Source organism: Kitasatospora sp. NPDC023118 (genome assembly GCF_055560875.1).
In genome coordinates this window covers 1-18,053 of the sequence record NZ_JBVHHW010000010.1, presented here as the reverse complement: position 1 = coordinate 18,053, position 18,053 = coordinate 1, and the positions used below count along the sequence as shown (strand labels likewise).

Genomic DNA, 18,053 nt, shown 5'->3' with positions numbered 1-18,053 from the left:
CTCTCCGGGGCCCGTCGGCGTGCGGTTGCTCGACCGTGCTGTTCGGTCAGCCATCCTGGACGGCGGGGCGGTCGGCGGTGAGCCGGTGGCCGTCGGCCGCGTCGCCGGTCCGGGTCTCGGTGCGGCGGCCGCGGGCCAGGTAGTCACGCAGGATCAGTTCGACCGCGTCCTGCGGGCTTTTGGTGCCGGAGAGCAACATCGCGTCTATCGCGAGGTTCGCGTCGAGCGTGATGGTGACCTGGGCCATGGTGACTCCTCCTCGGGTGCAGAGCAGGAGTATGTCGGTCGGGGCGGGGTTTCACCATGCGAATACGCCGGAACCCCCGGGGAGGAGCGACCAGACTCTCCCTGGGGGTGGCGGGTGGTCAGCGTTCGGATGACGGCTGACAGATGTTGAAATCTGTTATCTGAAATCTGTTACCTGTCAGCTGTTATCTGTTGTCCGTCAGCTGTGGGCCCGTGGGTTGTGGGCGTGTGGGCCCGTGGGTCGTTGTTCAGACCCGGCCGGCGAAGTCCGGGGCCCAGTTGGCGATGGTCTGCTCGCGCACGCCCGAGCTCGGGTTGGCCGCCTCGACGTACTTGCCGCCGCCGATGTAGATCGCGACGTGGTACACGCCGGAGTTCTGGCCGTTGTTCGACCAGAACAGCAGGTCGCCCGGCTGCAGGCTGTCCAGCGAGACGTGGGTGCTGGCGGCGGCCTGGTCGGCGGCGACGCGCGGGATGTTGATGCCCGCGGCGCGCAGCGCGGCCTGGGTCAGGCCGGAGCAGTCCCAGCCGCCGTTGCCGGTGCCGCCGTAGACGTAGGCCTGGCCGACCTTGGACTCGGCGAAGGACACCGCGGCGGCCAGGCTGCCGGTGGCGGCCTGGGCAGCCGGCTTGGCAGCCGGCTTCGAGGCCTGGGTCTGAGCGGTCGGCTTGGCGTTCACGGCACCGCCGTTCGCGGCCTGGCCGGCCTTCTGGGAGCGGTTGAACCAGCCGAAGTCGGAGCCGGAGGTGGACGAGGAGGACTTGTCGGCCTGGGCCTTGTCGCCGTCACCGAAGGTCAGGTGCTGGCCCGGGTAGATGGTGTCCGGGCCCTCGGTCAGGGTGGCGCGGTTGAGGTCGTACAGGTGCTGCCAGCCGCCCTGGACGTTGTTCTTCTCGGCGATCGAGGAGAGCCAGTCGCCCTCGACGACGGTGTAGTCGCCGCTCCCGGCCTGGGCCTGGCGCTTCTGCGCCCAGTCACTCTTAGCGGAGCTGGTGGAGGACTGCGCCTGCTCCTGGGCGGGCGCGGCCGGCTTGGCGGGCGCCGCGGCCGGGGCCTGGTTCTGCGCGGGCTTGGCGGCCGTGCCGGCGGAGGTGTCGACGGCGGCCGGGGCGCCGCCCTTGGTCAGGCCGGCCTGGACCGAGCAAACGGGCCAGGCGCCCGGGCCCTGCGAGGCGAGGACCTTCTCGGCGATGGCGATCTGCTGGTCCTTGGTGGCCTGGTTGGCCTGCGGGGCGTACGCGGTACCGCCGAAGGCGGCCCAGGTGCTGGAGGTGAACTGCAGGCCGCCGTAGAAGCCGTTGCCGGTGTTGATGCTCCAGTTGCCGCTGCTCTCGCACTGGGCGACCTTGTCCCAGGTGGCGACGGGGGCGGCGTTGGCGGTGCCGGTGGTGAGGCACGGGATGGTGAGACCGACGCCCGCGACGCCGATGGCGGCGATCACGCGACGGGTACGGCCGGACAGGCGGGTGCCGTTGGTGGGCAGCATGAAGACGCGGTCCTCTCCCACGCCTGCGAGGTGAGCTGTCGGATTCGGGCTGGAGTTGCCCGGCCGCGCTGTGGACGCGGCTTCACCCCTAGCCCTGGACCGTTCCGAGGAGCGGCCCGGGGCGACTTACCTGTGGTTCCCCCGCTCCTGCCGTGGTGCGTTTTCGCGCTGCCAGGACATCCGACGGCAGGACTCGGCGTTGCGGATGAACTGGGTCCGTGTGGTCACGAACGGGGAGCACGTTAAGCAGACTTAAGTTCAAACTGCAAATATCTGTGACGCGCATCACGGTTTAGTGGAAACTGCCGAATTGGACACGAATCATGATCGTAAATGATCGTTTTTCGGCAATGCGGCTGTGGATTCCCGCAATTGTCTCCGCTTCAGAAGTGGGGTGACGGAGTGTAGAGGCGCGCAGCGGCGCGGCGGTCGCGCCGGGGGAGTGGTCACGAGTCGAGCGCCGGAATGCACGCCCGGCATTTCCCTTCAAAAAGTGACAGAACGGACATTGCGCTCCATCTCTCCTGTAACTCCCAAAACTCCCGTAACTCCTGTAATTCCCGTACCTGGACAAGGTGCAGGGCGAGCCGGAGGCGGACGAGGGTGGGTGGAGGAGCGGCGGAAAGGGCGAGCCGCAGGGCGGGCCGGCGCAAGCCGAAGGGCCCGGAACACAGTCGTTCCGGGCCCTCGGACGCGGGAATGCGGGACGGCGGTCGCAGGCCGTCCGCTAGGCCTCCACGGGCCCCTGGGCGGCCGCGTGGGCGCCGCGGGAGCCCTCCTCGGCCCCGGCGGCGGCCGCGGCCTCCGCTTCGGCCCGGGCCAGCTCCTCCGGCGTCGGCGTCGGCAGCGCAGCCAGGTAGGTGGAGGCGATCAGCTGGCCGACGGTCGGGTAGGCGCCGAGCGGCGCGGCCGACGGGCAGCCGGTCTCCTCGGCGGCCGTGGCGAGCAGCTCCGAGTCGGCCTCGGGCCCGATCACCAGCGGGGCCAGCGCCGGGCGCTGGGAGCCGGTCTCCTTGAGGTGGTTGACGGCGTCGGCCACCGAGCCGGGGACGTCGAGCGCCGCGGCGACGACCGGGACGGCCAGTCGGGCGGCCAGCAGCACGCCGGTGATGCCGGCCGCGGCGGCCGCGTCCTCGCCGCCGACGGTGGTCAGGACCACGCCGTCCGCGGCGGTCGCGATGGCGAACAGCCGGGCCCGGTCGGCCCTGGCCAGCCCGGCCTCGGACAGCCGCACGTGCACGGCCTCGGCCAGCAGCGGGTGCGGGCCCAACGTGTCGGTGACGGTCGCGCCGTACTCGGCGGCGAGGGCGTGAAGCCCGGTCAGGAAGTCGTGCGGCCCGGGCACCAGCGGCACCACGACCGGCGCCGCCAGGCCGGCCTCGGCGGCCTCGGCCAGCAGCTCGGCGACGGTGCGGTCGTCCCCGGCCTCGCCCTCGGCGCCGCCGGTCGGGAGGTAGCCGACCGCGGCCTGGACGCCGGCGTGCTCGCTACGGACGATCGAGAGCAGTTCCTCGACGACCGAGCGGGACTCGGGCCCGGCGGTCGCGGGTACGGCGAGCACCAGGGCCGGCGAGCCGGTGCGGATCTCGGGGCGCTCGGGACGGCGGTGGCGCCCCCGCGCACGGGAGCCTGGAGTGCGGACGGGCAGTGGCGCGCCCGGGATGGCTGCGGTGCTCATGCCGGAGATCGTAGGACATCGGCCCGCCAGGCCTGCAGTCGGCTGCCGTACGGGTTTCGGGTGGTCACGGTGCGAAGGTCGTGTCTCCGCCGTCCCGGTCCGGGCGGTTTACCTACAATCCGGACATTCCTCGCCCAACCCCTGCGTGGATGCCCGTGGTTGCCTCGACGTGTCCCGTGGGGCGTCGCGTTGCACCTGTGGCGCGTGAGATGTCTCACAGTCGGAGGGTGGCCTGACGGAGCGTCACGGCGGCGCGACTCCCGGCATTCGAAGATCAACATTCAGCGGGGGGCTGCTCACGGCCGGTTATCGAAAGCTCGTCGATTCAGTTGGCTATGTCCGTTTACGTACCGTCAGGAGAAGGGTCCGTGAAGAGTTCGAGGCCGCCGGCAAAAGGCCTCGTGCACCTGCAATGTCCCGTGCTGATGCACGTGCACTGCGGCTATCATCGCGTCAAGTGAGGCGTTGTGCCGGACCGGTACGGGGCCGGTCCGTTCGTTCGACGGTGCCGGGGCGCCGCGCTGGACGACAACTCCGGAGCTCTTCGGGAGACTTCTATGCACGACTCGCAGGACACGCACGGCTCGAACCACACCTACAACGGGATGGCCGCCGCCGACCTCAAGGGGGTGGTCTGGCAGAAGAGCCGGCACAGCAACTCCCAGGGCAACTGCGTCGAGTTCGCGGCCCTGCCCGGCGGCGACGTGGCGATGCGCAACTCGCGCTTCCCGGACGGTCCGGCGCTCATCTACACCCGGGCCGAGATCGCCGCCCTGCTGCTGGGGGCCAAGGACGGGGAGTTCGACCACCTGGCGGTCTGACCGGTCGCCGCTTCACCATCGGGGGGCCGTCGTGGGTGCTGACACCACGACGGCCTTTGTCTTTTCTCCGCGGGCGTTCCCGCGGGTGGGGCCGGGCCGGGTCGTGCCTGGCCGGGGCCTGTAACGCGCGGGCCGGGGTCTCCAGCGCGCGGGCCGGGTCCTGTGGCGCGCAGGGCCGGGCGCGTAGCGCACGGGTCGGAGTGCCCGGCGCGGGGTGCCGGTGCCGGAGGCGGTCCGGCGTCGAAGGGTCTGAGGGGCTGGCGGAAGGGTCCCGGGTGTGGCTCTCCCGGGTCGTCCCCAAGCCGGCCGCGCGCCGCACGGCGCTAGGCCGAGCGCCGGTGCCGTCCACCGATTTCGACACGTCCGTCGAGTCCGCCGCCGTGGGCCGGCTCCGCCTCGAACATGGCCCAGACCACCTTGCCGCTGCCCAGCGGGTGCCAGCCCCAGGAGCGGCTGAACGACTCCACCAGGTGCAGCCCCCGGCCGGATTCGGCGACGAAGTCCGCCTCCCGGGCGATCGGTCCGATGCTGCTCGGATCGCTCACCGCGCAGACCACCTGGGGTGCGCGGTGCACCAGGCTTATTCGGATCGGCAGCCGTCCCTCCTTGGTCGGCTGTATGGGAAAGTCGTACTCGCCCGGGCAGCCGCCCGACGGGTCGGGCCGTGTGCCGATCGCATGCCGGAGCGCGTTGGTCACGAGTTCCGAGGCCACCAGCGCGACATCGTCGAACAGCTCCATCAGGCCCCAGCGCTGAAGAGCGGTCCGGGCGAAGTCGCGCGCGGTTCTCACGGCTTCGAAGCGAGGAGCGAGCGTACAGGTGACCACATGGGGGTCAACCGCCAAAGCCGTACCGGTGCTCATGAAGAGCTCCTCCCATAACGGGGCGGACACGGCTGGACCCGCCGGGGTCATGCCGGTCACCTCCGACTCGCTCGGCCGCTCGGCCGCCCCCTCGACCAGGCGCGCGCGCACTCGAACGCCCGATGGCGCGGGGGGGCGCCGCCGGGTCGGTGCACGGAGTCGCGCGTGGGGTCGACGCGGAGCCCGCGGGATTGCCAGGGATGTGCAGGTGCACGTGCACCATGGTGGTGTGCGCTCACTGCAGATGCAAGAGTCGATTCACGTGCAGTCGCACTATTGGCATATGCAAGCGCCGGATGCACGTGCATCCTGGTGTGCGGAGTGCAGAACTGATAGGAACATCCGTCAGTATCGGCACCGTGAGCGCTCAACTGATGGCAGACTGTGCGCTGTTTGCTCTAGGTGGAGGTTTCGACCGCATGACCACAGTTCAGCCGGGCGGCGGCTCGATGGTCCGCCGGATCCTCCTCGGCTCCCAACTGCGCCGCTTGCGCGAGGCGCGCGGCATCACCCGTGAGGACGCGGGCTACGCGATCCGCGCCTCCGAGTCCAAGATCAGCCGCATGGAGCTCGGCCGCGTCAGCTTCAAGGAGCGCGACGTCGCCGACCTGCTCAGCCTGTACGGCGTGGATGACGGCCTGGAGCGGGAGGCCCTGCTCGGGCTGGTCCGCGAGGCCAACAAGTCCGGCTGGTGGCACAGCTTCAACGACGTGCTGCCGGGCTGGTTCCAGACCTACGTGGGACTGGAGGAGGCCGCCCAGCTGATCCGCACCTACGAGGTGCAGTTCATCCCCGGACTGCTGCAGTCCGAGGAGTACGCACGGGCGGTTTTCGGCCAGAGTCGGCCGGTCATCAGCGAGGAGGAGGTCGAGCGGCGGGTCAGCCTCCGTCTGCGCCGCCAGAAGCTGCTGACCGAGGGCGCCAACCCGCGCCTGTGGGCGGTGATCGACGAGGCGGCGCTGCGCCGGCCGGTCGGCGGGCCCAAGGTGATGCGCGGTCAGGTGCAGTACCTGATCGACGTCGCCGAGCAGGCCAACGTGGTGATCCAGGTCATGCCGTTCCGCTTCGGCGCGCACGCCGGTGAGTCCGGCGCGTTCACCATCCTGCGCTTCCCGGAGCAGGACCTCGCGGACGTGGTCTACCTGGAGCAGCTCACCAGCGCGCTCTACCTGGACAAGCGGGACGACGTCGACGCCTACATCCAGGTCATGGAACGGCTCTGCGTGGACAGCCTCACGCCCGAGCGCACCATAGACCTGCTGGCCTCGATCCTGAAGGAACGCTGAGTTCCTGCCCGGCGGGGCCGCTCAGGCCCCACCGCAGCAGGTCGCAAGCCGAGTGACCGCCCAGCCGCCCACCCGCCGTCAGCCGCGGGCCGGCGGCCGTTCGCGTTCCGGCGGCAGCGCCTGCGGCGGGCAGCCCAGCTCCCAGGGCAGGTCGTAGCGGCGGAACAGGTCGGCCCGGATCGGTGCCAGCGGGATCTCCGCGCCCGGCAGCAGCACGCCGATGCAGCCGCCCATCAGCGCGCTGCGCAGCACCGCGTGCTCGGCCGCCGGGTCCGGCGCGCCCCAGTCGTGCAGCAGGCCCTGGAGGATGGCGCCGAGCTGCTGCTGCTCCGGGTCCTGGACGAAGGCGCCGGTGTCCGGGTCGAGGATCAGTGCCAGGTGCGAGCGCATCACCCGCGGGTGGTCCAGTGCCAGCGCGAGGACGGCGTCGATGGCGCGGGCCAGCCGGGCCTCGGGCGAGGCGTCCGGCGGCAGTTCGGCCAGTGCGCCGGACAGCGCCTGGTGCATCATCCGGTGCGTCGCGGACTGCATCAGCAGCCGTTTGCCGTCGAAGTAGTACGAGAGCAGGCCGCGGGCGAGCCCGGCCCGCTCGGCGATGTCGGTCAGCGTGGTGCCCGCGTAACCGCGCTGGTCGACCAGCTCGACGGTGGCCCGCATGATGCGTCGGCGGGAGCGTTGCCGCATCTCCTCATTGACCGAATCCCCGCGAGGTGCCATCGTGTCTGCTCCGAACGTTCGTTGGCTCCCAGTCAATATACTTGCGGAGCCGGCAGCCGCGCCGTGGAACCCGTGCCCCGACGGGTGCTGCCCGCGCGGCCGGGTACGAAGACGGCCGGCTCCACCAGCACGGGGGTTTGGTGGAGCCGGCGCCAGCAGCCGACGACCAGGGGTCGGTCGTGGGCGAGGGCCAGTGCGGGTCAGTGCTCGGTCAGGACTCCGGTCCGGGCCGTGGTCGGCCCGACAGGCGGATAATCATAATCCGGAACCGACACGGGAGTTGTCCGGCGCCGGTCCACCAGGGCGCCCACCGCGGCGACCAGCAGGCCGACCAGCGCGACCGCGGTGACGAAGACGAGCGCCGGCCGGTAGCCGTCCAGCTGGGCCTGCGGGCTGTCGCCGCCCGCGCTGCCTGCCGTGATCATCGCGGTCGCCCCGGCCAGCACCACGGCGGTGCCGACCTGGATCGCGGTGTTCACCAGGCCCGAGGCCAGGCCCTGCTCCTCGTCGGCCACGCCGTTGGTGGCGGCGATGTTCACCGAGGGGAAGGCGAGCGCGAAACCCACGCCGAGCAGCAGCATCGAGGGCAGCACCAGGACCGGGTAGGAGCTGTGCTCGTCCAGGCGCAGGAACAGGGCGAAGGCGGCGACAAGAGCCAGCAGGCCGATCGGCAGTAGCCGGCCGGTGCCGAAGCGGTCCACGATCGGGCCCATGAACGGCGCCGAGAGCGCGATGAACGCGCCGGCCGGCAGCAGTCCCAGGGCCATCTGCAGGGCCGACCAGCCGAGCAGGTGCTGCAGGTAGAGGGTCACGACGAACTGGAAGCCGCCGTACGCGCCGGTCATCGCGAAGGCGACCACGTTGGCCCGGGCGACGGAGCCGTTGCGGAAGATGCCCAGCCGGACCAGCGGGTGGGCGGTACGGCTCTCGATCAGCAGGAAGACGGCGGCCAGCGCGATCACCACAGCCATCGAGCCGAGGGTGCGCAGGCTCAGCCAGCCGGCGCCCTGGGCCTCGGTGACGGTGAACACCAGCAGCAGGACGGTCGTGGTGCCGGTGATCGCGCCGAGCACGTCGTAGCCGCCCTTGGCGGGCTCCTCGGTCTGGCGGGGAAGCAGGCGGACGGCGAACGCCAGGGCGAGCAGCGCGACCGGGACGGGCATCAGGAAGGTCCAGCGCCAGCCGACCGAGGTGAGCAGGCCGCTCAGCACCAGGCCGAGGGAGAAGCCGCTGGCCCCGCAGGTGGTGTAGATGGACAGCGCCCGGTTGCGGGCCGGGCCCTCGGCGAAGGTCGTGGTGATGATCGAGAGGCCGGCCGGGGCGGTGAAGGCGGCGCTGACGCCCTTGAGGAAGCGGGCCGCGATCAGCAGGCCGCCGTCGTCGACCAGGCCGCCGACCAGCGAGGCGGCGGCGAAGGCGGACAGGGCGACCAGGAAGACCCGGCGCCGGCCGAGCAGGTCGGCGGCGCGTCCGCCGAGCAGCAGCAGGCCGCCGTAGCCGAGCACGTAGCCGGAGACCACCCACTGCAGGGTGGAGGTCGAGAGGTGGAGCTCGGAGCCGATGGAGGGGAGGGCGACGCCCACCATCGAGACGTCCAGGGCGTCCAGGAACATGGCGGCGCAGAGCACGATCAGGGTGCCCCAGAGGCGGGGTGTCCAGTTCAGCCCGCTGGTTGACGGGGCGTCGGGTGACGTGACGGTCTCGGTGGTCATGAGGAGGACAGTACATGCACATGCATTCAATGCAAGTGAATAAGATGTGAACGCATAAGTTTCCGATGCGCGTGCTAGGGTGGCGGCGTGGCTGAACTCGACCCCCGAGTGCTCGATTCGCCGGCGGAGGCCGGCCTCGTCGCGGAATGGCGCGAGCTGCTGGCCCGCCATGCCGCCACCGCCTGCCTGCTCGACCGCGAGCTGGGCGACAAGTACGGGCTGGGCATGAGTGAGTTCGAGGTGCTGGAACGCCTGGTGGAGGGGTGTGAGGCGGAGGGTCGCCACGCGCTGCGGGTGGCCGAGCTGGCGCCCACCGTCCATCTGAGCCAGAGCGCGTTGTCCCGGCTGATCGCCCGGCTGGAGAAGAGTGGACTGGTCACCCGGGCCATGTGCGAGAGCGACCGGCGGGCCATCATGCTGACCCTGACCGAGGCCGGACGGGAGCGCTACGAGCAGGCCAGGCCGCTCCACCGCGAGGTGCTCGGACTGACCCTCGGCGGGCCGCTCGGGCCGGTCTGTGGGGAGCCTGCCGCGGCTGACCCCGGGGGAGGCTCGTTGGGTGTGGAACCCTCGGCAAGCTGACTCGGCGTCAACCCATCGATCGGAGCAGGGAGTTGAGCCCGGGGGCGACGGCCAGCAGGACGGCCGCGGCGGGCGCGGCGAGGGCGAACAGGGTGAGCCGCAGCCGGTGCGGGACGGACAGCCGCGGGCGGCCCGCGAGCAGCCGGTCGACCCGCTTCGGGGACTGCGCCAGGCCGGGCGGGCAGGAGCCGAACACCCCGCGGTCCAGGTTGAGTTCGGCCAGCGCGAGGGCGGTGGTGTGCCGGCCGTGACGTCGCGCGGCGCGGTCGTCGGCCGCCAGCTCGATCAGCTCCGCCACCTGGTCCCGGAAGGCGCTGAACACGCCGACGCCGGGGAAGCCGGAGGCGAGCGCCTGGGCGAACTGCTGGAGCAGGTGGTGCCGGGCCCGGACGTGGCCGCGCTCATGGCTCAGCACGGCCGCCAGCTCCCGGTCGGTGAGCTGCTGGAGGGCGCCGGTGGTGACCACCAGGCGGGAGTCCGGTCCGGGCAGCGACCAGGCTTCGGGGCGAACGTTCTCCAACACCACCAGTCGCTCCCGACGGCTCCGGGCGGCTGCGATCGCCTCGGGCAACTCCGGTGCGCGGGTCGTCAGTTGGGCGTGTCGACGGTCGCGCAGCGCCTTGGCCGTACGGGCTTCGCGGGTGAGCGCCAGCACCGTCTGCAGGGCGCCGGCCGCCAGCACCACGGCGCAAAGCCGGCCCCAGCCCTCGGCGTCCTGCAGGCCGTACGCGGCCTCCACGCCGTGCGGGGCGCCTGCGAACACCAGGGCGCGCAGCTCGGGCATGGCGGCGGAGGCGGCGAGGACCAGACCTAGTGCGCAGCACAGCAGCACGGCCACCACCAGGCACTGCCACACCAGCAGCGCCAGCACGGGTTCGCGCTCCACCCAGCGGGCCCGGGCCAGCCGGCGGGGCGCGACGGTCGAGAGCAGCAGTCCGAGCAGCAGCAGGCCGATCAGGGTGGTCATCCCAAGGGCTCCCCGAGTGCGCAGGGAACGCGACAATGCGCTCCCCGCCAACCTATGCGCTGGCGACGCCCGGTGGAACGGCTTTCGGCCGGCCAGTGACCAACGCCACGCGTGGGTGCGGCGCTTGGGCGGTGTCCGGGTCGGGCGGGAAGGGCGTCTCGCGGGTGTCGGGGCGGGCGTCACATGGTCAGGAGCATGGCGAACATGCCGATGCCCATGGTGAGTCGGCAGGCCTGCGGCAGGCCGGCGGTGCCGAGGGTGAGGGTGCCGGCGGGGGTGCGCAGCAGCCGGGCGCCGGCCCAGAGGGAGTACCCGCCGAAGTAGAGCAGCAGGGCGCCGGTCAGCAGTGGCGCGCCGAGAGTGGCGGCGTGGTGGTGGTGTCCGCCGGCGGAGGCGGTCATCGCCAGGGCCATGTACGTCATGGCGAGCGCGCCGACCGCGTGGTGCAGCCGGTGTGCCCGGCCGGTGGGGGCGTACAGGGCGGCGAGCAGGAAGACGGCGGCGGGGAGGCCGAACAGGCCGGCCCAGACGCCGGCCGGGACGGTGGCGCCCGTGACGGCCATCGCCGCCATGCCGAGCCCCATCAGTGCCTCGGCGGCGTCGGACTCCCGGGCGAGCAGCCGGCGGGCGGGGCCCGGGCCGGGGGCGCCGACCGGGGCGCAGGGGGAGTGTCGAAGGCGGGTCAGGCAGTAGCCGCCGGCGGTGGCGGTGAGCAGGGCGAGGAGCCAGTTGACCAGGGTGGGTCCGTGCAACGGCAGCCTCCCGGGGCGGCGGGCGGCGAACAGCGGACGGCGAACAGATGACAGCTGACAGATGACAGCTAACGAAATCTGTTAGTCGTCATCCGTTGTCCGTCAGCTGTTCGCTGTCATCCGCCCGCCGACACCCGTCCGCAGCGACGGTCGTCCCGTCCACGATCACCGCTCCGCCCCCGGCGCGACCAGGGCGCGTTCGGGGGCGCACTGTGGTGCCCACCGTGGTGCGGCCCTCCCCACGCACCCCGCTGCGCCGCACCCGACCCGTCCCGTCCCGTTCCACCGGGGCCGCCGGGCAGCTCAGCCCTGAAGCCGCCCCGAGGCGACCACCCGGCTGAGGAACTGCCGGGTCCGCTCCTCCCGCGGATCGCCGAACACCTGCTCCGGCGGCCCCTGTTCGAGCACCACCCCGCCGTCCAGGAAGCAGACCTGGTCGGCGACCTCCCGTGCGAAGCCCATCTCATGGGTGGAGAGGACCATCGTCATCCCCTGCTCCTTGAGGTCCCGCACCACCGACAGCACCTCACCGACCAGCACCGGGTCGAGCGCCGCGGAGATCTCGTCGAGCAGCAGCAGCCGGGGCCCGGCCGCCAGCGCCCGCACGATGGCGACCCGTTGCTGCTGTCCGCCGGAGAGCCGGTCCGGGTACTCCTTCGCCTTCGCCGCCAGCCCGAGCCGGTCCAGCAGCTCCAGCGCCCTCGCCTCGGCCTCCGCCCGTCCGACCCGGTGCACCCGGCGCGGTGCGAGCGTGATGTTCTCCAGCACCGTCATGTGCGGGAACAGGTTGTACGACTGGAACACCACTCCGATCCGGCGCCGTACGGCGTCCTCGTCCGCGCGCGGGTCGGTGATCTCCTCGCCGTCCAGGAAGACCGCCCCGTCGTCGATCCCCTCCAGCAGGTTGACGCACCGCATCAGCGTCGACTTCCCGGAGCCGGACGCCCCGATCAACGCCGTCACCGAGTGTTCGGGCACGGCCAGGTCCACATCGCGCAGCACCACCTGGCCGCCGAAGGTCTTGCGCACCGACTCCAGCCGGAGCACCTCAGCGCCACTCATACCGAACCTCCCTGCAACTGCCGACGGTTCATCCGGGTGGTCAGCCAGTCGGCGAACCGGGTCAGCGGAATGGTCAGCACGATGAACACCAGCCCCGCCACCAGGTACGGCGTGAAGTTGAACGAGTGCGCCGCGATGATCTTCGCCGCGTACACCGCGTCGATCGCGCCGCCGATCGAGACCAGCCCGGTGTCCTTCTGCAGGCTGACCAGGTTGTTGAGCAGCGGCGGCACCACCCGCCGTACCGCCTGCGGCAGCACGACGTACCGCATCGCCTGGGCGTTGGTCAGCCCCAGCGACCGCGCCGCCGCCCGCTGGCTCGGGTGCACCGACTCGATGCCCGAGCGGAACACCTCCGAGACGTACGCCGAGTACGTCAGCACCAGCGCAGCCCCGCCGAGCAGCAGCGGATCGGTGGTCACCCCGGTGAGCCGCAGCGCCGGCACCCCGGTGATCATCACCAGCAGGCAGATGATCATCGGCAGCCCGAGGAAGAAGTCCACGTACGCGGTGGCCAGCAGCCGCACCGGCAGGAACACCGGCCCGCGCAGCGTCCGCAGTACCGCCAGCAGCAGGCCGAACACCAGGATCAGCACCCCGCAGCCGAGCATCAGCTCCAGGTTGAGCCGCAGCCCCTTCAGCACCTCCGGTAGCGCCTGCCGCGCGTAGTCCAGGTTGAAGAAGGTCCGCCGAGTCACCTCCCAGCCTGGGGAGTTGACGATCAGCAGGTACAGCGCGACCGCCGTCAGCAGGGTCGAGGCGGTGGCGATCAGCGCCGAGCGCCGGGCCCGTCCGCGCCGGTACGCCTCGTGCGCCAGCCGCCGCTGTGACGGCCGGTACGCGTCGTCCGCCGCCGGGGCCGCGGTGACGCTGACCGGTCCGGCCGGCCCGGCGTTCCCACTCACTTGAGCACCGGTGCCGAGACGGCGTCCGACAGCCACTGCTTCTCCAGCTTCGCCAGCGTCCCGTCCGCCCGCAGCGCGTCCACCGCCTGGGACACGCAGGCGGTCAGCCTGGAACCCTTGTCCAGCACCAGGCCGAACTGCTCAGCCTGCGAGGCCGTCTCGAACTGCCCGACCACCTGAGCCTCCGGCACCTCGGCGCCGGTGATGTAGAAGGCCGTCGGCAGGTCCACCACCAGCGCCTCGACCTGACCGTTCTTCAGCGCGGCCTTCGCCAGGTCGTTGGAGTCGAACACGGCCGGCTGGCTGCTCGGCTTGATGGTGTTGGTGATGGTGTCCAGGCTGGTGGTGCCGACCTGTGCGCCCAGCTTGGCGCCCTTCAGGTCCGCGATGCTCTTCGCGTTCGCCGCCTTGGAGTTCTTCAGCGCGATGACGGCCTGGCGCACGTCGTAGTAGCCGGAGGAGAAGTCCACCGCCTGCTTGCGTTCGTCGCTGATGGACACCTGGTTGATGTCGAAGTCGAAGTCCTTGGCGCTCGGCGCGGTCGCCTTGCCGAACGGCGCGACCACCCAGCTGACCTTGTCCTTCGGGTAGCCCAGCTTGTCCGCCACGGCGTACGCCACCGCTGACTCGAAGCCCTTGCCGTTCTCCGGCTTGTCCTCGGAGAACCACGGGTCGTAGGCCGGCTTGTCGGTGCCGACGGTCAGCTTCCCGGCCGTACGCGTCGCCAGCGCCCCCGGCGCGCAGCCCGCCGCGGTGCCGGCCGCACCCGAGGCGGCGGCCCCGTCGGACTTGGCGTCCTGCGGCGCGCACGCGGTCAGCGCGGCGGCGACCACCAAAGCGGCGAGGGGCAGTACGGCGGACGGCTTGCGGAGGTTCATGGCAGCACTCCAGTGGAAGGAGGGGGCAGGACCGGGCAGGACGGGAGTAGGCGGAGGGGACGGCGGCGCGACCCGGGCCGGGCGTGCCGCGCCCCGGCGGGTCACTTCCCCGGTGGCAGCGCCGGAACACCCGCGGCATGGTCGGCCTACGGGCCCGTCTCCGCGGACGGGTCGACAGCGCGGACGGGTCGACAGGGTGAGCGGATCAGCGACGCGGCTGGGTCAACAACGCGGCTGAGCCGACAGCTGGTGCGACAGCCGGGTCGACAGGTGGATCAACAGCGGCAGCGACCACGACCGCAGCGACCGTGCGTGCGGCAGCAGCAACAGCCGGTCTGCCGACAGGAGGGCAGCCGGAACGGGCCGTCGTGGCGTTCGGCCACCGTGATCACCGCCGGGAACATGCCGGGAGGTTCGCATCAGAGCAGCGCATCTGTCCAGGACATCCAGATCACCGTCCACATGCCGGACAAGCCGCGTCCCGGCGCAGGTTTTCGGGCCACAGCGGGGGCGCGCCGGAGCTTTGCCCGTCTTGACCCCCTTGAACGGAAGAACCTTTCGTACTTATGGTGTCCCCGTTGAAATAACTCCTGTCGAAGTGAGTCCACGATGCAGAATCTTTCGCCAAGGCTCGCTGCGGCGGCCGACGCCCCGGTCTCGACCCTCGCCGCCCACCCGGCGTGGCTGCGCCTGAAGGAGGCCGTCGAGACGCTGCGCCCGCTGCAGTCGAAGGACGGCTCGATCGACCTGTCCTCCGTCCAGCGGCACACCGTCGACCCCCTGGTGGCCACCGTCCGGGCCGCCGTCGAGGAGCTCGCCCCGAAGTTCCCGCACGACGCCGCCTACCTGGCCGCCGTCGACGCCGACCTCGCCAAGTGGGCCGACACCGGCTACCGGGAGCCCGACTTCCTGGACTCGCTGCTCGCCTTCCAGCCCGCCGACCAGCGCGAGGACGGCCTGGAACACCTGGTCGTCTTCCCGATGTACACCCAGAACGGCAACCCGAACCGCAACCTGGAAGCCGTCCTGCTGCAGGTCGTGTGGCCCGACTGGCTGGCCGAGCTGGAGCGCACCCGCTTCGACAACCCGATGTTCGTGCCGATCACCTTCACGGACTTCACGGCCGGTTACGACACCAACTCCGCCGTCCTCTTCCCCGAGACGGTCGCCGTCCGCAAGGCGCCGGAACGTTTCACCTGGGGCGGCATCTTCTGCGACCGCGAGGCCGCCCGCTTCCGCGCCGTCTCCACCAGTGCCGTCCAGCAGCTCGGCCTGGAGATCCCCGCCGACGCCGAGGGCCTGCTCGAGGACCAGCATCGCGCGCAGGAGACCTTCGTCCTGTGGGACCTCGTCCACGACCGCACCCACAGCCACGGCGACCTGCCGTTCGACCCCTTCATGATCAAGCAGCGCAGCCCGTTCTGGATGTACGGCCTGGAGGAGCTCCGCTGTGACCTCACCACCTTCAAGGAGGCGGTGAAGCTGGAGACCGAGGGCAACCCGCACGCCCGCGACGTCCAGTACGCGATCCTGTTCGACCGCCTGTTCCGCTTCCCGGTCAGCGGCGACCGCGTGCGCAACTACGACGGCCTCGGCGGCCAGCTGCTCTTCGCGTACCTGCACAAGCACGACGCGCTGCGCTGGCGCGACAACCGCCTCAGCATCGACTGGGACCGCGCCCAGCAGGTCACCAACGCGCTCTGCGGCGAGATCGAGACCCTGTACCGCGACGGCATCGACCGGCCCAAGCCGGCCCACTGGATCGCCGCCTACCAGCTGGTCTCCCGCTACCTCACCCCGCACCCGGCCTCCACCTGGGCCAAGGGCCCGGAGGCGCTGCCGCTCGACATCATCGACGGCAAGGCCCTCAACAAGGCGCTGTGCGACGCCGTGCTCCCGGACGAGTTCCCGCTGAGCATGTTCTACGAGGCCCTGTCCAAGAAGCTCGGCGGCGTCATCGCCGCCACCGCCGGCATCACCGGCGCAGGTATCCAGGGAGTTGCCGCGTGACCACCACCCCCGACACCAAGCTGGCCGGCAAGGTCATCGCCGTCGCCGGGGCCAGCGGCCCGGCCGGCCAGGCGGTGCTGCGCCGCCTCGCCGCCGACGGCGCCACCGTGATCGGTGCGGACATCGACGCCCAGCGCCTGGAGTCCGCGCTCGACGCCACCCGCATCGCGGTGCGCGGAGCCAAGGTCAGCGGCCAGGTGATCGACCTGCTCGACCCGCAGGAGGTCCACGACTGGGCCGACCACCTGGAGGCCGAGCACGGCCACGTGGACGGTCTGTTCCACCTGGTCGGCGGCTGGCGCGGCAGCAAGACCTTCTTCGACACCCGCCTGGACGACTGGGACTTCCTGCACGACACCGTCGTGCGCACCCTCCAGCACACCTCGCTGGCCTTCCAGCCCGCGCTGGTCCGCAGCCCGGCCGGCCGCTACGCGATGATCTCCGCCGCGGCCGCGCACAAGCCCACCGCGGGCGGCGCCGCCTACGCGGCCGCCAAGGCCGCCACCGAGGCCTGGACCCTCGCCATGGCCGACTCCTTCAAGAAGGAGACCACCTCCCCGGACGGCGAGCCCACCGCAGCGGCTGCCATCCTGGTGATCAAGGCGTTGGTCAGTCCTGAGATGCGGGCCGAGAAGCCGGAGGCGAAGTTCGCCGGCTTCACCGACACCGCCGACCTCGCCGGACACCTGGCGGACCTCTGGGACCGCCCCGCAGCAGAACTGAACGGACAGCACCTGTGGCTGACAGCCCGATGACCGAGCTCACCAGTACGGACGCGGTACGGCGACACGACCCCGCCGTCCGCGGCTTCGCCAGCGACAACTACGCCGGCGTGCACCCCGAGATCCTCGCCGCGATCGCCCTCGCCAACGGCGGCCACCAGGTCGCCTACGGCGAGGACGACTACACGGCTCACCTGCAGGACGTGTTCCGCCGCCACTTCGGCGAGAAGGCCGAGGCGTACCCCGTCTTCAACGGCACCGGTGCCAACGTGGTCGCCCTCCAGGCGCTGCTGCCGCGCTGGGGCGCCGTGGTCTGCGCCGAGACCGCCCACATCCACGTGGACGAGGGCGGCGCCCCGGAGAAGATGGGCGGCATCAAGCTGCACCTCGTCTCCACCCCGGACGGCAAGCTCACCCCCGAGCTGCTCGACCAGCAGGCCTGGGGCTTCGGTGACGAGCACCGCGCCCAGCCGCTCGCGGTCTCCATCACCCAGAGCACCGAGCTCGGCACCCTCTACACCGCCGACGAGATCCGCGCGATCACCGAGCACGCCCACCAGCTGGGCATGCTCGTCCACGTCGACGGCTCCCGCCTGGCCAACGCGGCCGCCTCGCTCGGCCTGCCGATGCGCGCCTTCACCACGGACGTGGGCGTGGACGTGGTCTCCTTCGGCGGGACGAAGAACGGCCTGCTGCTCGGCGAGGTCGTGGTGGTGCTCAACCCGGAGCGGGTGCGCAACATCAAGTACCTGCGCAAGACCTCGATGCAGCTCGCCTCGAAGATGCGCTTCCTCTCCGTCCAGTTCGAGGCGCTGCTCTCCGGCGACCTCTACCTGCGCAATGCCGGTCACGCCAACGCGATGGCCAGCCGACTGGAGGCGGCGGTCCGGAAGATCGACGGCGTCGAGATCGTTCGCCCGGTGCAGGCGAACGCGGTGTTCGCGATCCTCCCGCGCGAGGTGAGCGAGCGGCTGCAGAAGCGTTACCGCTTCTACTTCTGGAACGAGCACACCGGCGAGGTCCGCTGGATGTGTGCTTTCGACACCACGGAGGCCGACATCGACGCCTTCGCGGCGGCCATCGCCGAGGAGATGGGCCGCGCCTGACGGTGTTCCATCTGCGGATCGTCCCGTCCTGCGACAGCAGGGCGGGACGATTTGCATGTGGCGGGTCTGTCCCCGTACAGTTCCGGAGTCGCCGCGGGAGACCGGGGCGACAAAGCGGAAAGCGAATCCGATGAATGAAACTCCGGAAAACGGAGCGGAAAACGTCTGATAAGCTGGAAACACGAAAGAACGAAGCGCCCGGAGGGCCCGCTGGAAGGCGGTCCGAAGGAAGCGTCCGTTCCTTGAGAACTCAACAGCG

The 18,053-nt window shown here is 71.2% G+C and carries 17 protein-coding genes and 1 riboswitch; of the genes, 6 read left to right on the top strand and 11 right to left on the bottom strand.

Features of this window, described 5'->3' with window-relative positions:
- Positions 1 to 46 precede the first annotated feature (46 nt).
- The 3 genes from ACZ3UD_RS14875 to ACZ3UD_RS14865 form a co-directional block, all read right to left on the bottom strand.
- Positions 47 to 247 carry a hypothetical protein gene (locus ACZ3UD_RS14875; protein ID WP_465586382.1) on the bottom strand — a complete coding sequence of 67 codons (201 nt, stop codon included), beginning with the start codon at positions 245 to 247 and terminating at the stop codon, positions 47 to 49.
- A 247-nt stretch (positions 248 to 494) separates the two neighbouring features.
- Positions 495 to 1,754: a transglycosylase family protein gene (locus ACZ3UD_RS14870; RefSeq protein WP_465586379.1), complete on the bottom strand. Its 1,260-nt coding sequence runs from the start codon at positions 1,752 to 1,754 to the stop codon at positions 495 to 497.
- A riboswitch (cyclic di-AMP (ydaO/yuaA leader) is annotated at positions 1,741 to 1,911 on the bottom strand. It overlaps the preceding gene by 14 nt.
- A 549-nt stretch (positions 1,912 to 2,460) precedes the next feature.
- Complete coding sequence (locus ACZ3UD_RS14865) at positions 2,461 to 3,411, bottom strand: sirohydrochlorin chelatase family protein (protein ID WP_465586376.1); 951 nt, start codon at positions 3,409 to 3,411, stop codon at positions 2,461 to 2,463.
- A gap of 557 nt (positions 3,412 to 3,968) precedes the next feature.
- On the opposite strand from ACZ3UD_RS14865, the gene ACZ3UD_RS14860 reads away from it, so the two are divergent.
- Entirely contained in the window at positions 3,969 to 4,232 is a 264-nt protein-coding gene (locus ACZ3UD_RS14860; protein WP_270141945.1) for a DUF397 domain-containing protein, read from the top strand.
- 323 nt (positions 4,233 to 4,555) lie between these two features.
- On the opposite strand, the gene ACZ3UD_RS14855 is transcribed toward ACZ3UD_RS14860, so the two are convergent.
- A complete protein-coding gene (locus ACZ3UD_RS14855) occupies positions 4,556 to 5,095 on the bottom strand; it encodes an ATP-binding protein (RefSeq protein ID WP_465586372.1) in 540 nt (179 codons plus the stop codon).
- 419 nt (positions 5,096 to 5,514) lie between these two features.
- On the opposite strand from ACZ3UD_RS14855, the gene ACZ3UD_RS14850 reads away from it, so the two are divergent.
- A complete protein-coding gene (locus ACZ3UD_RS14850) occupies positions 5,515 to 6,381 on the top strand; it encodes a helix-turn-helix domain-containing protein (RefSeq protein ID WP_355676238.1) in 867 nt (288 codons plus the stop codon).
- A 78-nt stretch (positions 6,382 to 6,459) separates the two neighbouring features.
- Here ACZ3UD_RS14850 and ACZ3UD_RS14845 read toward each other — a convergent pair whose 3' ends face one another.
- Complete coding sequence (locus tag ACZ3UD_RS14845; RefSeq protein ID WP_387615245.1) at positions 6,460 to 7,065, bottom strand: TetR/AcrR family transcriptional regulator; 606 nt, start codon at positions 7,063 to 7,065, stop codon at positions 6,460 to 6,462.
- Between the two features lie 233 nt (positions 7,066 to 7,298).
- Positions 7,299 to 8,810 carry an MFS transporter gene (locus ACZ3UD_RS14840; protein ID WP_465586368.1) on the bottom strand — a complete coding sequence of 504 codons (1,512 nt, stop codon included), beginning with the start codon at positions 8,808 to 8,810 and terminating at the stop codon, positions 7,299 to 7,301.
- An 87-nt stretch (positions 8,811 to 8,897) separates the two neighbouring features.
- On the opposite strand from ACZ3UD_RS14840, the gene ACZ3UD_RS14835 reads away from it, so the two are divergent.
- Positions 8,898 to 9,392, top strand: coding sequence for a MarR family transcriptional regulator (locus tag ACZ3UD_RS14835; protein WP_465586365.1), 495 nt, complete (start codon positions 8,898 to 8,900; stop codon positions 9,390 to 9,392).
- A 7-nt stretch (positions 9,393 to 9,399) separates the two neighbouring features.
- Here ACZ3UD_RS14835 and ACZ3UD_RS14830 read toward each other — a convergent pair whose 3' ends face one another.
- From ACZ3UD_RS14830 to ACZ3UD_RS14810, 5 genes are all read right to left on the bottom strand, one after another.
- Positions 9,400 to 10,359, bottom strand: coding sequence for a M56 family metallopeptidase (locus ACZ3UD_RS14830; protein WP_465586362.1), 960 nt, complete (start codon positions 10,357 to 10,359; stop codon positions 9,400 to 9,402).
- A gap of 179 nt (positions 10,360 to 10,538) precedes the next feature.
- Positions 10,539 to 11,111: a DUF5134 domain-containing protein gene (locus ACZ3UD_RS14825; protein ID WP_465586361.1), complete on the bottom strand. Its 573-nt coding sequence runs from the start codon at positions 11,109 to 11,111 to the stop codon at positions 10,539 to 10,541.
- 303 nt (positions 11,112 to 11,414) lie between these two features.
- Positions 11,415 to 12,173: an amino acid ABC transporter ATP-binding protein gene (locus tag ACZ3UD_RS14820; RefSeq protein WP_465586358.1), complete on the bottom strand. Its 759-nt coding sequence runs from the start codon at positions 12,171 to 12,173 to the stop codon at positions 11,415 to 11,417.
- On the bottom strand, positions 12,170 to 13,078 hold the full coding sequence (locus ACZ3UD_RS14815) for an amino acid ABC transporter permease (RefSeq protein ID WP_465586355.1): 909 nt from the start codon (positions 13,076 to 13,078) through the stop codon (positions 12,170 to 12,172). The genes ACZ3UD_RS14820 and ACZ3UD_RS14815 overlap by 4 nt, the downstream gene beginning before the upstream one ends.
- Positions 13,075 to 13,956 (bottom strand): ABC transporter substrate-binding protein, encoded by an 882-nt coding sequence (locus tag ACZ3UD_RS14810; protein ID WP_465586352.1) that lies wholly within the window; start codon positions 13,954 to 13,956, stop codon positions 13,075 to 13,077. The genes ACZ3UD_RS14815 and ACZ3UD_RS14810 overlap by 4 nt, the downstream gene beginning before the upstream one ends.
- A gap of 609 nt (positions 13,957 to 14,565) precedes the next feature.
- Here ACZ3UD_RS14810 and ACZ3UD_RS14805 point away from each other — a divergent pair.
- From ACZ3UD_RS14805 to ACZ3UD_RS14795, 3 genes are read left to right on the top strand one after another with little or no spacing between them, the layout of a single operon-like run.
- A complete protein-coding gene (locus ACZ3UD_RS14805; protein WP_465586349.1) occupies positions 14,566 to 15,966 on the top strand; it encodes a DUF6421 family protein in 1,401 nt (466 codons plus the stop codon).
- A complete protein-coding gene (locus ACZ3UD_RS14800; RefSeq protein ID WP_465586346.1) occupies positions 15,963 to 16,721 on the top strand; it encodes an SDR family NAD(P)-dependent oxidoreductase in 759 nt (252 codons plus the stop codon). Before ACZ3UD_RS14805 ends, ACZ3UD_RS14800 begins: the two co-directional genes overlap by 4 nt.
- Positions 16,718 to 17,794, top strand: a complete 1,077-nt coding sequence (locus ACZ3UD_RS14795; protein ID WP_465586973.1) for a threonine aldolase family protein — start codon at positions 16,718 to 16,720, stop codon at positions 17,792 to 17,794. The genes ACZ3UD_RS14800 and ACZ3UD_RS14795 overlap by 4 nt, the downstream gene beginning before the upstream one ends.
- Positions 17,795 to 18,053 lie beyond the last annotated feature (259 nt).